A 16,327-nucleotide genomic window follows, 5' to 3' on the forward strand; every position below is an offset into this window, starting at 1 on the left:
GGGGGCGCGCGGCCGCCCAAGCCGCGCGGCCCGCGGTCCACGGGCAGCAGGCCCGCGCCCCGCGGTGCCGCCGGGCGGCAGGGGCCGCGCACCACCGGGACCCGGCTGCGGCCCGCCAACCCGCGGCTGCTGCGGCAGCGGCTGTTCGTGTTCGTGGTGGTGACGCTGCTCGTGGCCCTGGGCATCGCGGCGGCGCAGGGGTGTCAGGGCCCGGCGCGCGGGCTCGGCGACGTACGCCAGGAGCAGGGCGTGACCGGCGACCGGCCGTTCCCGGTCGACGACCCCGTGCGGGCCGCGGGCCCGTAGGGCTGACGACCCCGTGCGGGCCGCGGGCCCGTAGGGGTCAGGACGCGGGGCGGCCCGTCGCCACCGCGTAGAACGCCACCGCGGCGGCCGCGCCCACGTTGAGCGAGTCGACGCCGTGCGCCATCGGGATGCGTACCCACTCGTCGGCGGCGACCAGGGCCTGGCGGGACAGGCCGTCGCCCTCGGCGCCCAGCATCAGCGCGACGCGCTCCATGCGGTGGGGCGCCACCTCGTCGAGTGCCTTGGCCTTCGGGTCGGGGGTCAGGGCCAGCAGGCTGAAGCCCGCCTCGCGGACGGTGTCCAGGCCCCTGGGCCAGGAGTCGAGGCGGGCGTACGGCACCGAGAAGACGGCGCCCATGGAGACCTTGACCGAGCGGCGGTACAGGGGGTCGGCGCAGTCCGGCGAGAGCAGGACGGCGTCCATGCCGAGGGCAGCGGCCGAGCGGAAGATCGCGCCGATGTTGGTGTGGTCGTTGACGGCCTCCAGCACGGCGACGCGGCGGTGCGCGCGCAGCAACTCGTCGGCCGTGGGCAGCGGCTTGCGCTGCATGGAGGCGAGGGCGCCGCGGTGCACGTGGTAGCCGGTGACCCGCTCGGCGAGCTCGGGACTGACGGCGTAGACGGGGGCGGGCACCTCGTCGATGACGTCCCGCATGACGTCCACCCACTTGGCGGAGAGCAGCATCGAGCGCATCTCGTAGCCCGCCTGCTTCGCGCGGCGGATGACCTTCTCGCCCTCGGCGATGAACAGGCCCTCGGCGGGCTCGCGCCTGCGGCGCAGCTCGACGTCGGTCAGGCCGGTGTAGTCGCGCAGACGCGGGTCGGCGGGGTCCTCGATGGTTTCGATGGGTCCGGCGGGCTTGTCGGGTTCGGTGCTGCTGTGCTCGGCCACAGGGTGATACTGCCTTGTCCAAGGGGTGGTGCCAACGGCTGCGGACGGGATCCGTTACCGGTGGTTACGGGGGCGGGTGCGGGGGCGTACGGGCCGCCGCGCGAGCTAGTCCTGGGGGCGCGAGGCGTCGGGGCCCACCGTGACCACCTCGCCGATGACGATCACCGCGGGGGGCTTGACCTCGTGGGCGCGGACGGCGTCGGCGACCGTGGCCAGGGTGGCGTCGACGCGGCGCTGGGCGGCCGTCGTGCCCTCCTGGATGACGGCGACCGGGGTGTCGGGCGCCTTGCCGTGGGCGGTCAGGGTCTCGGCGATGCGGCCGATCTTGTCGACGCCCATCAGGATGACGAGGGTGCCGCGCAGGGTGGCCAGGGCGGGCCAGTCGACGAGGGAGCGCTCGTCGTCGGGCGCGATGTGGCCGCTGACCACGGTGAACTCATGGGCCACGCCGCGGTGCGTGACCGGGATGCCCGCGGCGCTCGGCACCGAGATCGAGCTGGAGATGCCGGGGACGACCGTGCAGGGGATGCCCGCCGCGGCCAGGGCCTGGACCTCTTCCATGCCGCGGCCGTAGACGTAGGGGTCGCCGCCCTTGAGCCGGACCACCGCCTTGCCCTGCTCGGCGTGCTCGATGAGGGCGTTGTTGATGGCTTCCTGGGCCATGAAGCGGCCGTACGGGATCTTCGCCGCGTCGATGACCTCGACGTGCGGCGGCAGCTCGGCGAGCAGGTCGCGCGGGCCGAGCCGGTCGGCGATGACGACGTCCGCCTCGGCGAGCAGCCTGCGGCCGCGGACCGTGATGAGGTCGGGGTCGCCGGGGCCGCCGCCGACGAGGGCGACGCCGGTGGCGCGGGGGCGGTGGTGCGGGGCCACCAGGGTGCCGTCGTGCAGGCCCTCCACGATGGCGTCGCGGACGGCGGCGGTGCGGCGCGGGTCGCGGTCCTCGGCGTCGGTGGTGAGGACCGCGACGGTGAAGCCCGCGCTCCGGCCGGTGGCGGGGGTCCAGGCGGTGGCCTCGTCGGCGTCGTCGGCGCGGACGCACCAGACGCGCTCGCGCTCGCCCTCGGCCGAGGCGCGGGTGTTGGCCTCGGGGTCGCTGGTGGCGATCAGGGCGTACCAGGCGCCGGTGAGGTCGCCGTCCTCGTACCTGCGGCGGTGCCAGGTGATCTCGCCCGCGGTCGCCATCGCCTCCACCGAGGGGGTGGCCGACGGGGAGACGAGCTGGACGTCCGCGCCCGCCGCGACGAGGGCGGGCAAGCGGCGCTGGGCCACCTGGCCGCCGCCGAGGACCACCACGCGGCGGCCGGTGAGGCGGAGGCCTACGGGGTAGGCGGGGTGTTCGGCCATGGCGGGCGGCTCCTCGTCGGGGCGGGACAGTGGGCGCTACTGCTCTGGAGCGGCCCTGACGTGCGGATTTTAGCCGTGGCTTCAGCGTACGGCGGGAGCGGGGGCGGGGTGGCGACGGGCTCGGCCGGGGGCTCCCCGCACCCGCCCCGTCACGGTGCCAGGGGGTCTGCGCCCCCTGGCACCTCCGTCCCTCGCGCCGCGCGCTCGCCCTCGGGCGGCGGACGGGCGCGGTGGGGCTACTTCTCCGTGACTCCGGCCGAGTCGAACGTCGCCACCTCGTGCATCGCCCGCGCCGCGCTCTGCACCACCGGGAGGGCCAGGAGGGCGCCGGTGCCCTCGCCGAGGCGGAGGTCCAGGTCCACCAGGGGGCGCAGGCCCAGCTTGTTCAGGGCCGCCACGTGGCCGGGCTCGGCGCTGCGGTGGCCCGCGATGCAGGCGGCGAGGACCTCGGGCGCGATGGCGCGGGCCACCAGGGCGGCGGCCCCCGCGCTGACGCCGTCGAGGATCACGGGGGTGCGCAGGGAGGCGCCGCCGAGGAGCAGGCCCACCATCGCCGCGTGCTCCAGGCCGCCGACCGCGGCGAGGACGCCGATCGGGTCCGCCGGGTCGGGCTGGTGCAGTTCGAGGGCGCGCCGGACGACCTCGACCTTGCGGGCGTGCATCTCGTCGTTGATGCCGGTGCCGCGGCCGGTGACCTCGGCGGCGTCGGTGTCCGTGTAGACGGAGATCAGGGCCGCCGACGCCGTGGTGTTGGCGATGCCCATCTCGCCGGTCAGCAGCGCCTTGTTGCCCGCGGCGACCAGGTCGCGGGCCGTCTCGATGCCGACCTCGATGGCCGCCGTGACCTCGTCGCGGGTGAGCGCGGGTCCCGTGGTCATGTCGGCGGTGCCGGGCCTGATCTTGCGGGGCAGCAGGCCGGGGGTGGCCGGGAGCTCACCGGCCACGCCGACGTCGACGACGCAGACCTCGGCGCCGACCTGGTGGGCGAAGGCGTTGCAGACGGCGCCGCCGCCGAGGAAGTTGGCGACCATCTGGGCGGTCACCTCCTGCGGCCAGGCCGTGACGCCCTGGGCGTGGACGCCGTGGTCGCCCGCGAAGATGGCGACGGCGGCCGGTTCCGGGATCGGCGGGGGGCACATCCGGGACAGGCCGGAGAGCTGCGCCGAGATGATCTCCAGCATGCCCAGGGCCCCGGCGGGCTTGGTCATGCGCTTCTGGCGCTCCCAGGCCTCGCCGAGCGCCTTGGCGTCCAGCGGGCGGATGTTGCCGACGGTCTCGGCGAGCAGGTCGTGCGGGTCCTCGCCGGGCAGGGCGCGACGGCCGTACGTCTCCTCGTGCACGACCCACGACAGCGGGCGGCGCTTGGACCAGCCGGCCTGCATCAGCTCCGGCTCGTCCGGGAACTCGTCGACGTACCCGACGCACAGGTACGCGACGACCTCCAGGTGTTCGGGCAGGCCGAGGGCGCGGACCATCTCGCGCTCGTCGAAGAAGCTGACCCAGCCGACGCCGAGGCCCTCGGCGCGCGCGGCGAGCCAGAGGTTCTCGACGGCGAGCGCGGAGGAGTACGGGGCCATCTGCGGCTGCGTGTGGCGGCCGAGGGTGTGGCGCCCGCCGCGCGTGGGGTCGGCGGTGACGACGATGTTCACCGGGGTGTCGAGGATGGCCTCGATCTTCAGTTCCTTGAACTGCTTGGCCCGGCCCTTGGGCAGCGACTTCGCGTACGCCTCCCGCTGGCGCTGGGCCAGTTCGTGCATGGTGCGGCGGGTCTCGGCGGAGCGGATGACCACGAAGTCCCAGGGCTGGGAGTGGCCGACGGACGGCGCCGTGTGGGCCGCCTCCAGGACGCGGAGCAGCACCTCGTGCGGGATGGGGTCGCCGCGGAAGCCGTTGCGGATGTCGCGCCGCTCGCGCATGACGCGCAGCACGGCCTCGCGCTCGGCGTCGGCGTAGCCCGGGGCGGGCGGGCCGAGCGGGGCCGCCGGCGCGGCGGGCTCGGTACCGGCGGGGTCGGAGTCGTCCGCCACGGCCGGGGTGGTCAGGTCCTCGGGGCCCTCCGCCACGGTCTCGGGGAGCGCGGTGGGCTCCTCGGCGCCCGTCGGGGGCTCGTCGGCCTGGGGTGCGGCGTCGGTCGGTTCGGCCGGGTGGGGTGCGTGCATCGGCTCGTCGGGGTCGGTCGTCCCCTCGGCGGACGGCTGCGGGCCGTCCGTGGCGGGGGCGGGTGCGGGTGCGGGCGCCGCCTGGGCGGCGGGGGCGGCCGTGGGCCGGTCGCCGTCGCGGGGTGCGGGAACGGTGGGTACGGGCTGCTCCCCCGGCTCGGCGGCCGTCTCGGGCTCGGCCTGGGCTTCGGGCAGGGGCGCGGGGGCGTCGCCGGCGGCCTGGTCCGGTGCGGGGGCCGGGGCGCCCGCGGCGGGCGCGTCACCGGGCTGTGGCGCGGCGACGTGCTCCGGCGGCAGCGGGCGCGGCGGCGTCGGGGCCAGGTGCGGGGTGGTCGGCACCGAGCCCTCGACCGGTACGAACTGGCCGAGGGGCATGGCCTGCGCGTCGGACCCGGGTACGGGCGAGGAGAGCTGCGGGCCCTGCGCCCCGGGCCATGGCTGGGCCGCGTCGGGGGCCTGCGGGGTGACGGTGACGGCCTCGGGCTGCTCGGCCGGGGCGGGCCCGGTGAATGCGGCGCCCTCCCCGTCGGCGACCGGGAAGGCGGGCGGCACCGGGGCGGACGGGGCCGTGACGGCTTCGGCGCCGGCGGGCACGGCGTCGGCGACCGGCGCGGGCCGGTCGTCCGCGCCCTCGGCCGGGGTGTGGGCGCCTTCGGGGCCGGTACCGGCCTCCGGGGAGCGCGGACCGGCGTCGTGCGGCGCATCCGCCGCGGGGGCGTGCGGAGCGGACGGTTCCGTGGTGCCGGGGGCGCCCGGGGCATCCGGAGCGGGGACAGCGCCCTCGGCGCCCGGCGCCTGCGCCTGGTCCACCCCGTGCGCCGCCTGTGCTTCTCGCGCCCCGGCGGGTACGCCTGCCCCAGCGGGTGCTTCCGATGCCTCAGGGGCGTCGGTGACAGGGGCTGCCTCGGACGGCTGGGGCGCAACGGGCGTGGCCTGCGTGGCTTCCGGTACGGCAGTGACGGGGGCGGCGGCCGGGTCACCCGGGGCGTCCGGGGTGGCGGGGGCGTCCGGGGCTGCGGTGGCCGCTGTCGGGGTGTGCGGGGCGTCCGGGGTCTGGGGGGCTGCCGGAGCCTGCTGGGCCGCCGGGGCATCCGTGACTGCCGGGGCGTCCGGGGATTGTGGAGCTGCTGAGGTCTGTGCGGCGGGGGTGGGCGCAGGGTCGGTGGTGGCCGGGGTGTCGGCGGCCACGGGAGCGTGGGCCGCGGCTGCGGGGTCGGCGGTGGCCGCAGGGGCGGCGGCGACCACAGCATCGGCCGTGGTCACAGCGTCGGGTGCGGTCGCAGCGTCGGGTGCGGTCGCAGCGTCGGCCGCGGTGGCAGTGTCAGCCGCGGTGGCAGCGTCAGCCGCGGTCGGAGTGTCCGCGGCGTCCGGAGTGACGGGAGCGGCAGGAGCAGCCTGAGCGGCAGAGAGGTCCTGCGCCTCCGCGGTGCCGGGGGCAGCCGCAGCGCCCTGCGCGTCGGGGGTTTCGGCGGCGGCCTGCGCCGTCTCGGGTGTCTGAGGTGTCCCGGGTGTCTGAGGTGTCCCGGGTTCCTGAGGTGCCTCGGGCGACACGAGCGCCTGGGGTGCTTGCGGTGCCTGGGGTGCCTGGGGTGCTTGCGAGGCCTCCGCCGCGTCGGTGGCAGTCGTGGCCTCAGTAACGTCAGGTCCTTCGGTGACGCCAGGGGCCTGGGGGGCCTCGGGGGCCTTAGGGGTCTCAGGGGCCTCAGCGACGCCAGAGGCCTCAGCCACGGCCGTGGCCCCGGTGACGCCAGGTGCCTCAGAGACAGCCGAGGCCGCAGCAACGCCCGGGACGACCGTTTCTGCAGGCAGCGCCTGTGCGTCCTGGGCCGGTACGTCCGCCCCGGGCACCGGCTGGGCGCCCCAGGGCATCGCTCCCTGGCCCGGGATCTCGCCGAGCTGCGGGCCGGGCAGGGCACCGCCGTCGGCCCCGACGTCCTCGCGCGGCGTGTTCAGGTACTCGGGGCCGCTGGTCGGCGGGCCCGGCTGCCGGGCGCCCGCGGGGTGCGCGGTACCGCCCGCCGGGCCCCGGTCGGAGAGGGAGCGGACGGGGCTCGCGGTGCCGTCCGGGACGACGGGCGCGGCGGGGCCCCGGTGCAGCGGGCGGCGGGGGCTCCCGTGCTGGGAGGCGGCGGTGTGGGCCGGGCCCGCGGGCATCGGGATGCCGTTCAGGTCGACGGAGCCGCTGTCCCGGCCCGCCGTCTCGTGCGGCCCGGGCTGGTGCTCGGCCTGGTGCAGGCCGACGGCGCCCGGGGCCGCGAGGGGCTGGGCCTGCGCCACCGGAGCCTGGACGGCCTGGGCGGGGGCCTGGTGCGGACCCGCCGGGAGGCCCGCCTGGAGGCCCGCCTGCGGCTGACCCGGCTGCGGCTGGACAGCCGGGGCCTGCTGCCCCGCCGGAACCTGCTGCGCGGCCGCGCTCCGCGCGAACGCGGCCTGGGCGTCCTGCGCCTGCGCGGACTGCGCCGACGCGGCTCCGGGCTGCGCGGGCACGCCGGGCGCCCCGGCCGTCGCGGCGGCCGGCGGCTGCTGTCCGGGACCGGGCTGCGCGGACTGCTGCGCCTCGCTCCACGCGCCCTGGGCACCCGGCATCAGCAGCAGGTCGTCGTCCTCGGCGGGGTGCTCGGAGGGATCGAGGAAGGTGTAGGGGTCCGGCGCGGGGACGCCCGACTGCTCCACCATGCCTGCGCTCTCCGGCAGCCCCTCGCCCGGGACCTGGCCGGTGTCGGTCATGCGTACCCCTCGCCCATCGGTTAGTCCTTCTGTGACCGCCCGTCATCCACAACGAGCGTGCGTACCGCGCGGCACGCGCCGCGTACGGACCACAAGGCATTGTCGCGGTTGCTCCGCCGTCGCGGCAGCTTGATCGGCCACGGTCCGCTGTGGACTGCGCCACGTCGCGCGTCCGGCGGTCCGCCGTACCACACGCACCCCCCAAGACGGGCGAGCTCTCCGGACATTGACCAGGTAATTGCCGGACACCCGGGTGCGGTACAACGATCGGCCAGCCTACCGCGCACGGCGTGCGGGCAGGGCCGTCAGGGTCAGGCGGTGCGGTCGAGAAGGAGGCCCGAGAGCAGGAAGACGACGGTCCGCTTCCGCTCCGTCCAGGCACGGGTGTCGAGTTCGACGGACTGCAGGAGGGCGCACTCGACGGCGTACCCGTGCTCCGTCAGGTTGCGGCCGAGGAGTTCGGCGGCGTCCCGGGTGGGGGCGTGCGTGACGATGCGCTCCGGGCGCCGGTCGGCGACGGCGGACACCACCTCCGCGCCCCCTCCCCCGACGCGGACGACGTCGGGCTCGGGGAGGCTTTCGAGGATGTGCGGGGCGGTGCCGTGGACGACCTGGACGTGGACGCCGTAGCGGCGCGCGACGGCGGTGGTGCGGGCGCAGGCGTCCGGGTCCTGGTCGACGGCGATAACGGCGGCGCCGAACCGCGCGGACTCGGCGGCGAAGGCGCCGCTGCCGCAGCCGATGTCCCAGACCAGGTCGCCCACGCGGGGCCCGAGGCGGGCGAGTTGGGCGGCGCGGATGCGGTCGCTCTCGCCCTCGCCCAGCTCCTGCTCGCCGCCGTAGGCCGCGGCGGGCTGGGCCCAGCCGCGCGGGTCGGTGCCGGGGTCGCGGCCCGCGATCCAGCCGCTGTCGTGGGCGGCGGCGCCGCCGATGACGATGACGACGTTGGGGTCGCGCCAGGTGTGGTCGGCGGCCTTGTCGGAGGTGACGACGGAGACCTGCTCGCGCTCGGTGCCGAGCTCCTCGCAGATGACGAAGGTGCGGTGGACGCCTTCGAGGAGCAGGCCGAGTTCGGCGGGCCCGGCGCCCGGCGCGGTGAGCACGGCGACCTTGCTGTGCGCGCGGCACACGTTCACGGCGCGGCGCAGGGTGCGCGGGTGGGCGACCACGACTTGGGCGTCGTCCCAGGGCATGCCCGCGCGGGCGAAGGCCTGGGCGACGGAGGAGACGCCTGGCACCACCTCGACCTCGAGGCCGAACTCGGGGGCGCGCAGGGTGCGGACGACGCCGAAGAAGCCGGGGTCGCCGTCCGCGAGGACGACGGCCGTGCCGCGGTGGGCCGCGATGCGGCGGGCGGCGAGGGCGATGCTGCCGAGGCGGATGCGCTCGGCGGCCGGGGGGACCTCGGGCAGGGCGAGGTGGTGGGCGGCGCCCGCGACGAGCGTCGCGGCGCTCAGGGCGGAGCGTGCCGCGGTGGTCAGTGGCGAGCCGTCCCAGCCGATCACCGTGACCCGGTCGGCCATCGTCGTCTGTCTCCTGGGGTCGTGGTCGGGTCGTCGTCGGACGGGCGGCCGTGTGCGGCCAGGAGGGAGCGTACCTGCTGGTGCCGTGCCGGGCGGTCCTCGAACCCGCCCTTCCCCGAAACCGGGGTGTGCCGCCCCTGGGCCCCGCCCGGGTCGGCGCTCCGCGCCCCGCCCACACGTGGCGGCGTCGAGCCGCTCGGGGCGCCCCCGCCGGAGTCAGCTCCAGTCGGAGAACGTCGTCACGTGCTCCGCGACGCCCTCCAGGTCCTCCGGCAGGAGGCTCCACACGATGAGGTCGGTGCGCAGGTCGATCCAGCCGCCGAGCGGGTCGCCGCCGTTTCTCATGCGCGCTATCCAGGCGCCGCGCAGGACGCCCTCGCTGACGCAGCCGATCTTCTGGGCGACCTGCTGCGCGGCGGTGTTGTCGGCGGCGGTGCGCAGCTCGATGCGCTCGAACTTCTGGTCGTGGAACAGCCACTGGGCGGTGGCGAGCGCGGCCTCGGAGGCGTAGCCCTCGCCGCGGGCCCACGGCGCGGTCACGTAGCTGAGCTCGGTGGAGCGCACCCGCCAGTCGGTGCGGCGGAGTTGGACGGTGCCGACCAGGCGCTGGGTGAGGAACTCGGTGACGGCCAGGGCGAGGCCGCGTCCGGCGGTCCGCTCGGCGGGGGCCCGGTCGGTGATCCAGGCGCGCGCGTCGGCCTGGGTGTACGGCTGGGGCACGGCGGTCCAGGCGGTGACGAGCTCGTCGTTCATCATCTCCGCGTACGCGGGGACGTCCGCCTCGTCGAAGGGGCGCAGCACCAACCGCTCCGTGCTGATGGAGATGTCGGGGAATCCCGAGGAGCCTGTGGGGGCTGTGGTCATGCGCCGCTCCGTAACCTTCATGGGCCTGCCGTTCCGTGTACCTTCGTCGCTCTCACGGGCCTTCGGCCTGCTGAAGGATTCAGCATGCAGCATGGTGACGGGGCGTCGCACCACGGGGTCCCGCCGACGGTGCCGGCGGGACCCCGGGTGCGGGCGGCCCGGTGGGTCAGCCCGTGGTGGCGGGCAGCACGGAGCCCTTGTAGGTGTCCTCGATGAACGTCCGCACCTCGGGTGACGTCAGGAGCTCGGCGAGCTTTTGGATGTCGGGGTCGTCCTCGTGACCCTTCTTGACGGCGAGGACGTTGGTGTACGGGTTGTCCTTCGCGGACTCCAGGAGGACGGCGTCCCTGGCCGGGCTCAAGCCCGCGTCGAGCGCGTAGTTGTTGTTGATGACGGCCGCGTCGACGTCTTCGAGGGAGCGCGGTAGCTGTGCGGGCTCCAGGGGCTTGATGGTGAGCTTCTTCGGGTTGGCCGCGATGTCCTCGGGGGTGGCGTTCGCGCCCGCGCCCTTCTTCAGCTCGATCACCCCCGTGGAGGCGAGCAGGTGGAGCGCCCGGCCCTCGTTGGTGGTGTCGTTCGGGACGGCGACGGTGGCTCCGGGGCGGAGCCGGGTGACGTCCGTGAGCTTCGCGTCCCCCTTGCCGGGGGGCGCGTACACGCCCATCGGCGGCAGGTAGACCTCGACCACCGGCACCAGGTCCGTCTTCTTGGAGGCGTTGAAGTCCTCCAGGTACGGGGTGTGCTGGTAGAGGTTGGCGTCGAGGGAGCCCTCCTGGAGGGCGGTGTTGGGTGCGACGTAGTCGGTGAACTCGCGGATCTGGAGGTCGAGTCCCTCCTTCCGCGCGAGGTTCTCCTTGATGTACGTCAGGACTTCCCCGGCGGGCGTGGGGGTGGCCCCGACGACGAGCGCCTCGCCGTCGGAGCCGGAGCCCGCGCCGCAGGCGGTCAGGCCGAGCGCCAGGGCCAGGGCCCCGGCCGCCGCGGCTGTGCCCGGCGCCCGCATGTCAGAACGCGGCGACGACGGAGCCGTCGTACTTGTCGTCGATGAACTTCTTGACCTCGGGCGAGGTGAGGAGCTTGACGAGCTTCTTGACGCGCGGGTCGTCCTCGTTGCCCTTCTTCACGGCGAGGAAGTTGCCGTAGGGGTTGTTCTCGGCCTTCTCGGCGACGAGGGCGTCCTTGGCGGGGCTGAGGTCGGCCTCCAGGGCGTAGTTGCCGTTGATGACCGCGGCGTCGACGTCCTTGATGGTGCGGGGCAGGGCCGCCGCCTCCAGCTCCTTGAACTTGAGGTTCTTCGGGTTGGCGGCGATGTCCTTGGGGGTGGCCGCGAAGCCGACGCCCTCCTTGAGCTTGATGACGCCGTTGTCCGCGAGGAGCTTCAGGGCGCGCGCCTCGTTGGTGGTGTCGTTGGGAACGGCGACCGTCGCGCCCTTCTCCAGCTCGTCGATCTTCTTGATCTTCTTCGAGTAGACGCCCAGCGGTTCCAGGTGCACCGTGCCGTTCGGGACGGGGACGATGTCCGTCTTGTTCTTCTTGTTGAAGTCGTCCAGGTACGGCTTGTGCTGGAAGTAGTTGGCGAAGACCTCGCCCTGCTGCGTGGCCGTGTTCGGCGTCACGTAGTCGGTGAACTCCTTCACCTCCAGCTCCAGGCCCTCCTTCTTCGCCAGGTTCTTCTTGACGTAGTCGAGGATCTGGCCCTGCGGGGTGGGGGTGGCGGCGACGACGAGCGGGCCGTCCTTGTCGCCGGCGGAGTCCTTCGAGCCGCAGGCGGTGAGCCCGAGGGTGAGGGCTCCGGCGGTCAGGACAGCAGCGGTGATCTTGGTGGTGTTACGCACGAAAAGTGCCTTTCTCCATGGGTGGTACACGCCTGCGGCGATGCCGCGGGGTGGTGCTGGGGTGAACTCGGGAGTTCGACGGGGCCCGCGCGGGCGCGGCCCCCGGCTCAGGGGAGCTTGACCGGCTCAGGGCACCTTGACCGGCTCGGGCCCGGACTCCGCGGCGGCCGGCGCGGTGGCGCCCCCGGTCGTGGCGCCCTCGGCCGTGGCGCCGTCGGCCGCGGCCTTCGGCGTCCCGCTCCGCAGCAGCTTCAGGCGCGGCGCGGCTCCCGCCTGGCCGCCGCGCCGGTGGAGCCTGCGGGCGGCGTAATCACCGGCGAACTGGATGATCGAGATGACCACGGCGAGGATGCCGACGGTGATCCACATCAGCTCGGTCTCGAAGCGCTGGTAGCCGTAGCGGACCGCGAGGTCGCCGAGGCCGCCGGCGCCGACGGTGCCGGTGATCGCCGAGTAGCCGATGAGGGCGACGACGGTCGTGGTGGCACTGGAGATCAGCGACGGCAGGGACTCGGGCACGAGGACCTTGCGTACGACGGTCCAGGTGTTGCCGCCCATCGACTGCACGGCCTCGACCAGGCCGTGGTCGACCTCGCGTACGGCCGTCTCGACCAGGCGGGCGAAGAACGGGATGGCGCTGATCGCGAGCGGCACGATCGCGGCGTCACGGCCGATGGTGGTGCCGACGACGGAGCGCGTGAAGCCCATCAGGGCGACCATGAGGATGATGAACGGCATCGAGCGGCCGATGTTCACGACCTGCCCGATGACCTTGTTCACGACGACGTTCTGCAGCAGGCCGCCGCGGTCGGTGAGGACCAGGAGCAGGCCGAGCGGCAGGCCGGCGGCGACGGCGATGAGCGCCGACCAGCCGACCATGTACAAGGTGTCCCAACAGGCCTGCTCCAGCAGGGGCTGCATCTCCGACCAGGTCACTTGGCACCTTCCTTCGCGAGCGCGAGCGCGGAGTCCCGCGGCGCGGGCACGTCCTCACCGTCGTGTCCGGCGGCGTCGTCGTGTTCGGCGACGTCGACCTGGAGGCCCTGCTCACGCAGGAACCCGATGGGCACGACGTTCTCCTCGAAGCGGCCGGGCAGCTCGATGCGCATGCGGCCGACCTGCTTGCCCGCGACGGTGTCCATCGCGGCGCCGAGGATCGAGATGTCGATGTTGTACGTGCGCGAGAGCTGCGAGATGACCGGCTGGGTCGCGGCCTCGCCGTGGAAGGTGACGTCGACGACGGTGCGGTGGTCGCCGGAGGCGGCGCCGCTGAGCGGGAACAGCGCGGCGGCGAGCTGCGAGCCGGGGGTGGCGAGGAGCTCGCTGACGGTGCCCGACTCCACGATGCGTCCGCGCTCCATCAGGGCGGCCGAGTCGCAGACGGTCTTGACGACGTCCATCTCGTGCGTGATGAGCAGGACGGTGAGACCGAGCTGGCGGTTGAGGTCGCGCAGCAACTGGAGGATCGAGCGGGTGGTCTCGGGGTCGAGGGCGCTGGTGGCCTCGTCGGAGAGCAGCACCTTCGGCTCGCCCGCGAGCGCCCGGGCGATGCCGACGCGCTGCTTCTGGCCGCCGGAGAGCTGGGCCGGGTAGGCCTTGGCCTTGTCGGCGAGGCCGACGAGGTCGAGCAGGTCCAGGGCCTTGCGGGAGCGCTCCTTGCCGGACAGGCCGAGGATCTCCAGCGGCAGCTCGACGTTGTCCTGCACGGTGCGCGAGGACAGCAGGTTGAAGTGCTGGAAGACCATGCCGATGCGGCTGCGGGCGGCGCGCAGCTCCTTGCCCGCGCGCGGGCCGCGGCCGGCCAGGGCGGTGAGGTCCTGGCCCGCCACCGTGACGGTGCCGGAGCTGGGGCGCTCCAGGAGGTTGACGCAGCGGATCAGCGAGGACTTGCCGGCGCCGGACTGGCCGATGACGCCGTACACCTCGCCTTCGCGTACGTGGAGGTCGACTCCGTCGAGGGCGGTTACTTCACGACCGCGTGAGCGGTAGACCTTGGTCAGGCCGGAAGTGGTGATCACTGGGTTTCCGTCACTGTCGAGTGCGCGGCGCGGGTCGCGCCGGGGCACGGGGCATTCGTTCGGAACGCGGCACGGTTCTCGCGGTGGCGGTGGAACCGGAGGACGTGTGCGCGGGGCGGTCCCGCGTCTGCCACGCCGCCTACGGGCGGCACGTGGGGGCGCGGGGCACGGAGGCTTCGCTTCGGGGCGCGAGGCGCGGTGGTACAGGGGCCCTCAGAAGGCGCACATTCGACACATACAACGAGCACCGGGCGTCGTCATCGCCTCGGTCGCAAGGGTGCGGCTGCTCGTCGTGGTCATGCGGACAGTAAAACACGCGGGCGGTGGCGTCCCGCCAGCGCTGTCCGAATAGCGGACAGGACATGGGCGCCGACGGACGTCGGCGCCCGGTCCCTGGGCGGCGCTCAGCCGCCGATGACGAGCTCGACGCCACCCGCCGTGGCCTGCGCGGACACGGCCGAGAGGTCCGGGACGAGCACATCGGCACTGAGCTCAGCGGCGGTGTGCGTTGTGGTCAACGCCACGGTGGTCATGCCCGCGGCGCGGCCCGCGGTGAGACCGGCCGGGGCGTCCTCGAAGACCACGCAGCGGGCCGGGTCGGCGCCGAGGGTCCGCGCGGCGAGCAGGAAGGGCTCCGGGTCGGGCTTGCCGCGGGTGATGTCGTCGGCGGCTATCAGCGTCTCGGGGCGGATGCCCGCCTCGGCGAGCCGGGCCTCGGCCAGGCGGCGCGTCGCGGAGGTGACGACGGCCCAGCGGTCCGGGGACAGGGACGCGAGCAGGCCGAGGGTGCCGGGCAGCGCCACCACGCCGCCGGCGGCGTCCGCGACCTCCAGCTCCTCGATGCGCGCGACGGCCTCCGGGACGCGCGCGGGCGGCAGCAGGTCGGCGACGATCTCGGCGGCGGGGCGGCCGTGCAGCCCGACGCGCGCGAAGTCCTCGGCGGTGACCCCGTACTCCCCCGCCCACCGCGTCCAGCAGCGCCGGACCGACTCCAGCGAGGAGATGAGGGTGCCGTCGTTGTCGAACAGCAGGGCCTCGGCGTGCAGGGCCAGGGGCTCGGCCCCGTTCGCCAGGGGGCCCGGCTGCTTCAGGGGGTCCGACTGCTTAAGGGAGTCCGGCTCCTCCAGGGAGTCCGGCGAGATGTTCATGGGGTCCGGCGAGATCGTCATGGGGTCCGACGATACGTCCGCCGCTCCCGGCGGGTGCCGGGTCCCCGGGCCCGGGGACATCGGGCCTTTTGGCCCGTAATAGGGTCGCGGCATGCTTGTTGCCCTGACCGTCGCGACCTCTGTGGCCGCGCTCGCGCTCGCGGCCTGGTGCGGTTTCGCCGCCTACCGCGACCAGCCGACGAAGGACTGGCACTTCATCGGCATGGGCGTGGTCACCCTGCTCGCACTGGTCCAGCTCGTCGTCGGCGTCGTCCAGCTCGCGCGCGGCGAGGACCCGGAGCAGGGCACGACGATCTTCGTGGCGTATCTGATCGGCTCCTTCGCGTGCGTCCCGGCGGCGGGGTTCATGTCGCTCGCCGAGCGCACCCGCTGGGGCTCGGTGACCGTCGCGGCGGGCGGAGTGGTCCTCGCCGTGCTCGAAGTGCGCCTGTACGACATCTGGGGAGGCTGAGGTGGCCGTGACCGGAACCGACGAGGCCCCCGCGGAGCCGGGGCGCCGCAAGCTGATCACCGGCCCCGGCATCCTGCTGGTGTGGCTGTACGGCGTGATGGTCGTGGGCGCCGTGTCCCGCTCGGCGGTGCAGATCTCCACGGACTTCGGCAGGGCGCCGCTCGCCTACACGCTGTCGGCGCTCGCCGGGCTGGTCTACGGCTTCATCACGTACTCGCTCGTCCGCGGCGGCGAGCGGGCCCGCAGGGCGGCGCTGGTGTGCTGCGCCGCCGAGCTGGTCGGCGTGCTCGGCGTCGGGGCCTGGACGCTGGCCGAGCCGTCCGCGTTCCCGGACGCGACGGTGTGGTCGGACTTCGGGATGGGCTATCTGTTCATCCCCGTGCTGCTGCCGGTGACCGCCCTGTACTGGCTGCGCCGGTCCCGGGCGGCGACGCGGTCCTGAGCCCGGGCCGGCGGGGGCCTACGCGCTGGTGGCGAGCGCCTGCGTCGCCGCGGCCCGAGCGGGCTCCGCGCCGTCGGCGTCGTCGGCGTCCTTGGCGAGCGTGACCAGCGTGAGCCGGTCGTTCACCCGGCGGGTGCTCACCGGCTGGTAGCCGTGCTTGCGGTAGAGCTGGAGGTTGCTCTCGCTGCGGTGTCCGGAGGAGAGCTCGAAGCGGCGGGCGCCGCCCTCGCCGAGCCGGCGCTCTATGGCGTCGAGCAGCCGGCCGCCCAGGCCGTGCCGCTGCATGCGCGGGTGGACGACGAGCTTGCCGACGCGGGCCGTGCCGGACGCGTCGACGCCGCCGCGCACGGAGGCCACCACCTCGTCGCCGAGGCGGGCGACCAGGACGGTGCCGTCGGCGAGCTCCCGCTTGAGCGAGGCCAGGGTCTGGGTCAGCGGCTCGATGGAGTAGTCGCCGTACAGCTCGGCCTCGCTCTGGTAGCAGAGGTACTGCAGTTTGAGGATCTGCTCGGCGGCGTCCTGGTCGTCGGCCGCCGCTTCCGAGATGGTCACGCTCATGCCCATGTGTGCATGCCTCCCGCTCACCTGCTCCAC

Annotated in this window: 12 protein-coding genes and 3 pseudogenes; 3 read left to right on the forward strand and 12 right to left on the reverse strand. The window is 74.6% G+C overall.

Annotation, left to right across the window (positions count from 1 at the left end):
• Positions 1-306 (forward strand): annotated as a pseudogene (locus tag IE330_RS27810) (serine/threonine protein kinase); the annotation flags it as partial.
• 37 nt (positions 307-343) lie between these two features.
• Here the strand turns inward: IE330_RS27810 and IE330_RS27815 are convergent.
• The 11 genes and pseudogenes from IE330_RS27815 to IE330_RS27860 all read right to left on the reverse strand — a co-directional run bounded on the left by IE330_RS27815 (position 344) and on the right by IE330_RS27860 (position 14,723).
• On the reverse strand, positions 344-1,198 hold the full coding sequence (locus IE330_RS27815; protein ID WP_229925978.1) for a TrmH family RNA methyltransferase: 855 nt from the start codon (positions 1,196-1,198) through the stop codon (positions 344-346).
• 105 nt (positions 1,199-1,303) lie between these two features.
• Entirely contained in the window at positions 1,304-2,545 is a 1,242-nt protein-coding gene (cobA, locus tag IE330_RS27820; RefSeq protein WP_190138895.1) for a uroporphyrinogen-III C-methyltransferase, read from the reverse strand.
• 236 nt (positions 2,546-2,781) lie between these two features.
• A pseudogene (cobT, locus tag IE330_RS40160) lies at positions 2,782-4,980 on the reverse strand (nicotinate-nucleotide--dimethylbenzimidazole phosphoribosyltransferase); the annotation flags it as partial.
• 1,800 nt (positions 4,981-6,780) lie between these two features.
• Positions 6,781-7,431 (reverse strand): annotated as a pseudogene (locus IE330_RS40165) (nicotinate-nucleotide--dimethylbenzimidazole phosphoribosyltransferase); the annotation flags it as partial.
• 311 nt (positions 7,432-7,742) lie between these two features.
• A complete protein-coding gene (gene cbiE / locus IE330_RS27830; RefSeq protein WP_190138897.1) occupies positions 7,743-8,954 on the reverse strand; it encodes a precorrin-6y C5,15-methyltransferase (decarboxylating) subunit CbiE in 1,212 nt (403 codons plus the stop codon).
• A gap of 216 nt (positions 8,955-9,170) precedes the next feature.
• Positions 9,171-9,818 (reverse strand): GNAT family N-acetyltransferase, encoded by a 648-nt coding sequence (locus IE330_RS27835; protein ID WP_229925979.1) that lies wholly within the window; start codon positions 9,816-9,818, stop codon positions 9,171-9,173.
• 166 nt (positions 9,819-9,984) lie between these two features.
• Positions 9,985-10,821, reverse strand: coding sequence for a MetQ/NlpA family ABC transporter substrate-binding protein (locus tag IE330_RS27840; RefSeq protein WP_190138899.1), 837 nt, complete (start codon positions 10,819-10,821; stop codon positions 9,985-9,987).
• A 1-nt stretch (position 10,822) separates the two neighbouring features.
• Positions 10,823-11,653, reverse strand: a complete 831-nt coding sequence (locus tag IE330_RS27845; RefSeq protein WP_190138900.1) for a MetQ/NlpA family ABC transporter substrate-binding protein — start codon at positions 11,651-11,653, stop codon at positions 10,823-10,825.
• 126 nt (positions 11,654-11,779) lie between these two features.
• Positions 11,780-12,589 carry a methionine ABC transporter permease gene (locus IE330_RS27850; protein ID WP_190138901.1) on the reverse strand — a complete coding sequence of 270 codons (810 nt, stop codon included), beginning with the start codon at positions 12,587-12,589 and terminating at the stop codon, positions 11,780-11,782.
• On the reverse strand, positions 12,586-13,671 hold the full coding sequence (locus tag IE330_RS27855) for a methionine ABC transporter ATP-binding protein (protein ID WP_190138902.1): 1,086 nt from the start codon (positions 13,669-13,671) through the stop codon (positions 12,586-12,588). Before IE330_RS27855 ends, IE330_RS27850 begins: the two co-directional genes overlap by 4 nt.
• A 404-nt stretch (positions 13,672-14,075) precedes the next feature.
• Positions 14,076-14,723: an HAD-IA family hydrolase gene (locus IE330_RS27860; RefSeq protein WP_190138917.1), complete on the reverse strand. Its 648-nt coding sequence runs from the start codon at positions 14,721-14,723 to the stop codon at positions 14,076-14,078.
• 208 nt (positions 14,724-14,931) lie between these two features.
• On the opposite strand from IE330_RS27860, the gene IE330_RS27865 reads away from it, so the two are divergent.
• Both IE330_RS27865 and IE330_RS27870 read left to right on the forward strand, forming a co-directional pair.
• On the forward strand, positions 14,932-15,291 hold the full coding sequence (locus tag IE330_RS27865; RefSeq protein WP_190138903.1) for a hypothetical protein: 360 nt from the start codon (positions 14,932-14,934) through the stop codon (positions 15,289-15,291).
• 7 nt (positions 15,292-15,298) lie between these two features.
• Positions 15,299-15,733 (forward strand): hypothetical protein, encoded by a 435-nt coding sequence (locus IE330_RS27870; RefSeq protein ID WP_190138918.1) that lies wholly within the window; start codon positions 15,299-15,301, stop codon positions 15,731-15,733.
• Between the two features lie 18 nt (positions 15,734-15,751).
• Here the strand turns inward: IE330_RS27870 and IE330_RS27875 are convergent, their stop codons facing one another.
• Positions 15,752-16,297: a GNAT family N-acetyltransferase gene (locus tag IE330_RS27875; protein ID WP_190138904.1), complete on the reverse strand. Its 546-nt coding sequence runs from the start codon at positions 16,295-16,297 to the stop codon at positions 15,752-15,754.
• Positions 16,298-16,327 lie beyond the last annotated feature (30 nt).

It is taken from the genome of Streptomyces longispororuber (assembly GCF_014656095.1).
Lineage (GTDB): Bacteria > Actinomycetota > Actinomycetes > Streptomycetales > Streptomycetaceae > Streptomyces > Streptomyces longispororuber.

What these genes read in the sequence shown, in the direction of transcription:
- cobA (WP_190138895.1), bottom strand. Translation starts at nt 2,545, where the DNA reads ATGGCCGAACACCCCGCCTACCCCGTAGGCCTCCGCCTCACCGGCCGC.
- cbiE (WP_190138897.1), bottom strand. Translation starts at nt 8,954, where the DNA reads ATGGCCGACCGGGTCACGGTGATCGGCTGGGACGGCTCGCCACTGACC.
- IE330_RS27835 (WP_229925979.1), bottom strand. Translation starts at nt 9,818, where the DNA reads ATGACCACAGCCCCCACAGGCTCCTCGGGATTCCCCGACATCTCCATC.
- IE330_RS27840 (WP_190138899.1), bottom strand. Translation starts at nt 10,821, where the DNA reads ATGCGGGCGCCGGGCACAGCCGCGGCGGCCGGGGCCCTGGCCCTGGCG.
- IE330_RS27865 (WP_190138903.1), top strand. Translation starts at nt 14,932, where the DNA reads ATGCTTGTTGCCCTGACCGTCGCGACCTCTGTGGCCGCGCTCGCGCTC.
- IE330_RS27875 (WP_190138904.1), bottom strand. Translation starts at nt 16,297, where the DNA reads ATGGGCATGAGCGTGACCATCTCGGAAGCGGCGGCCGACGACCAGGAC.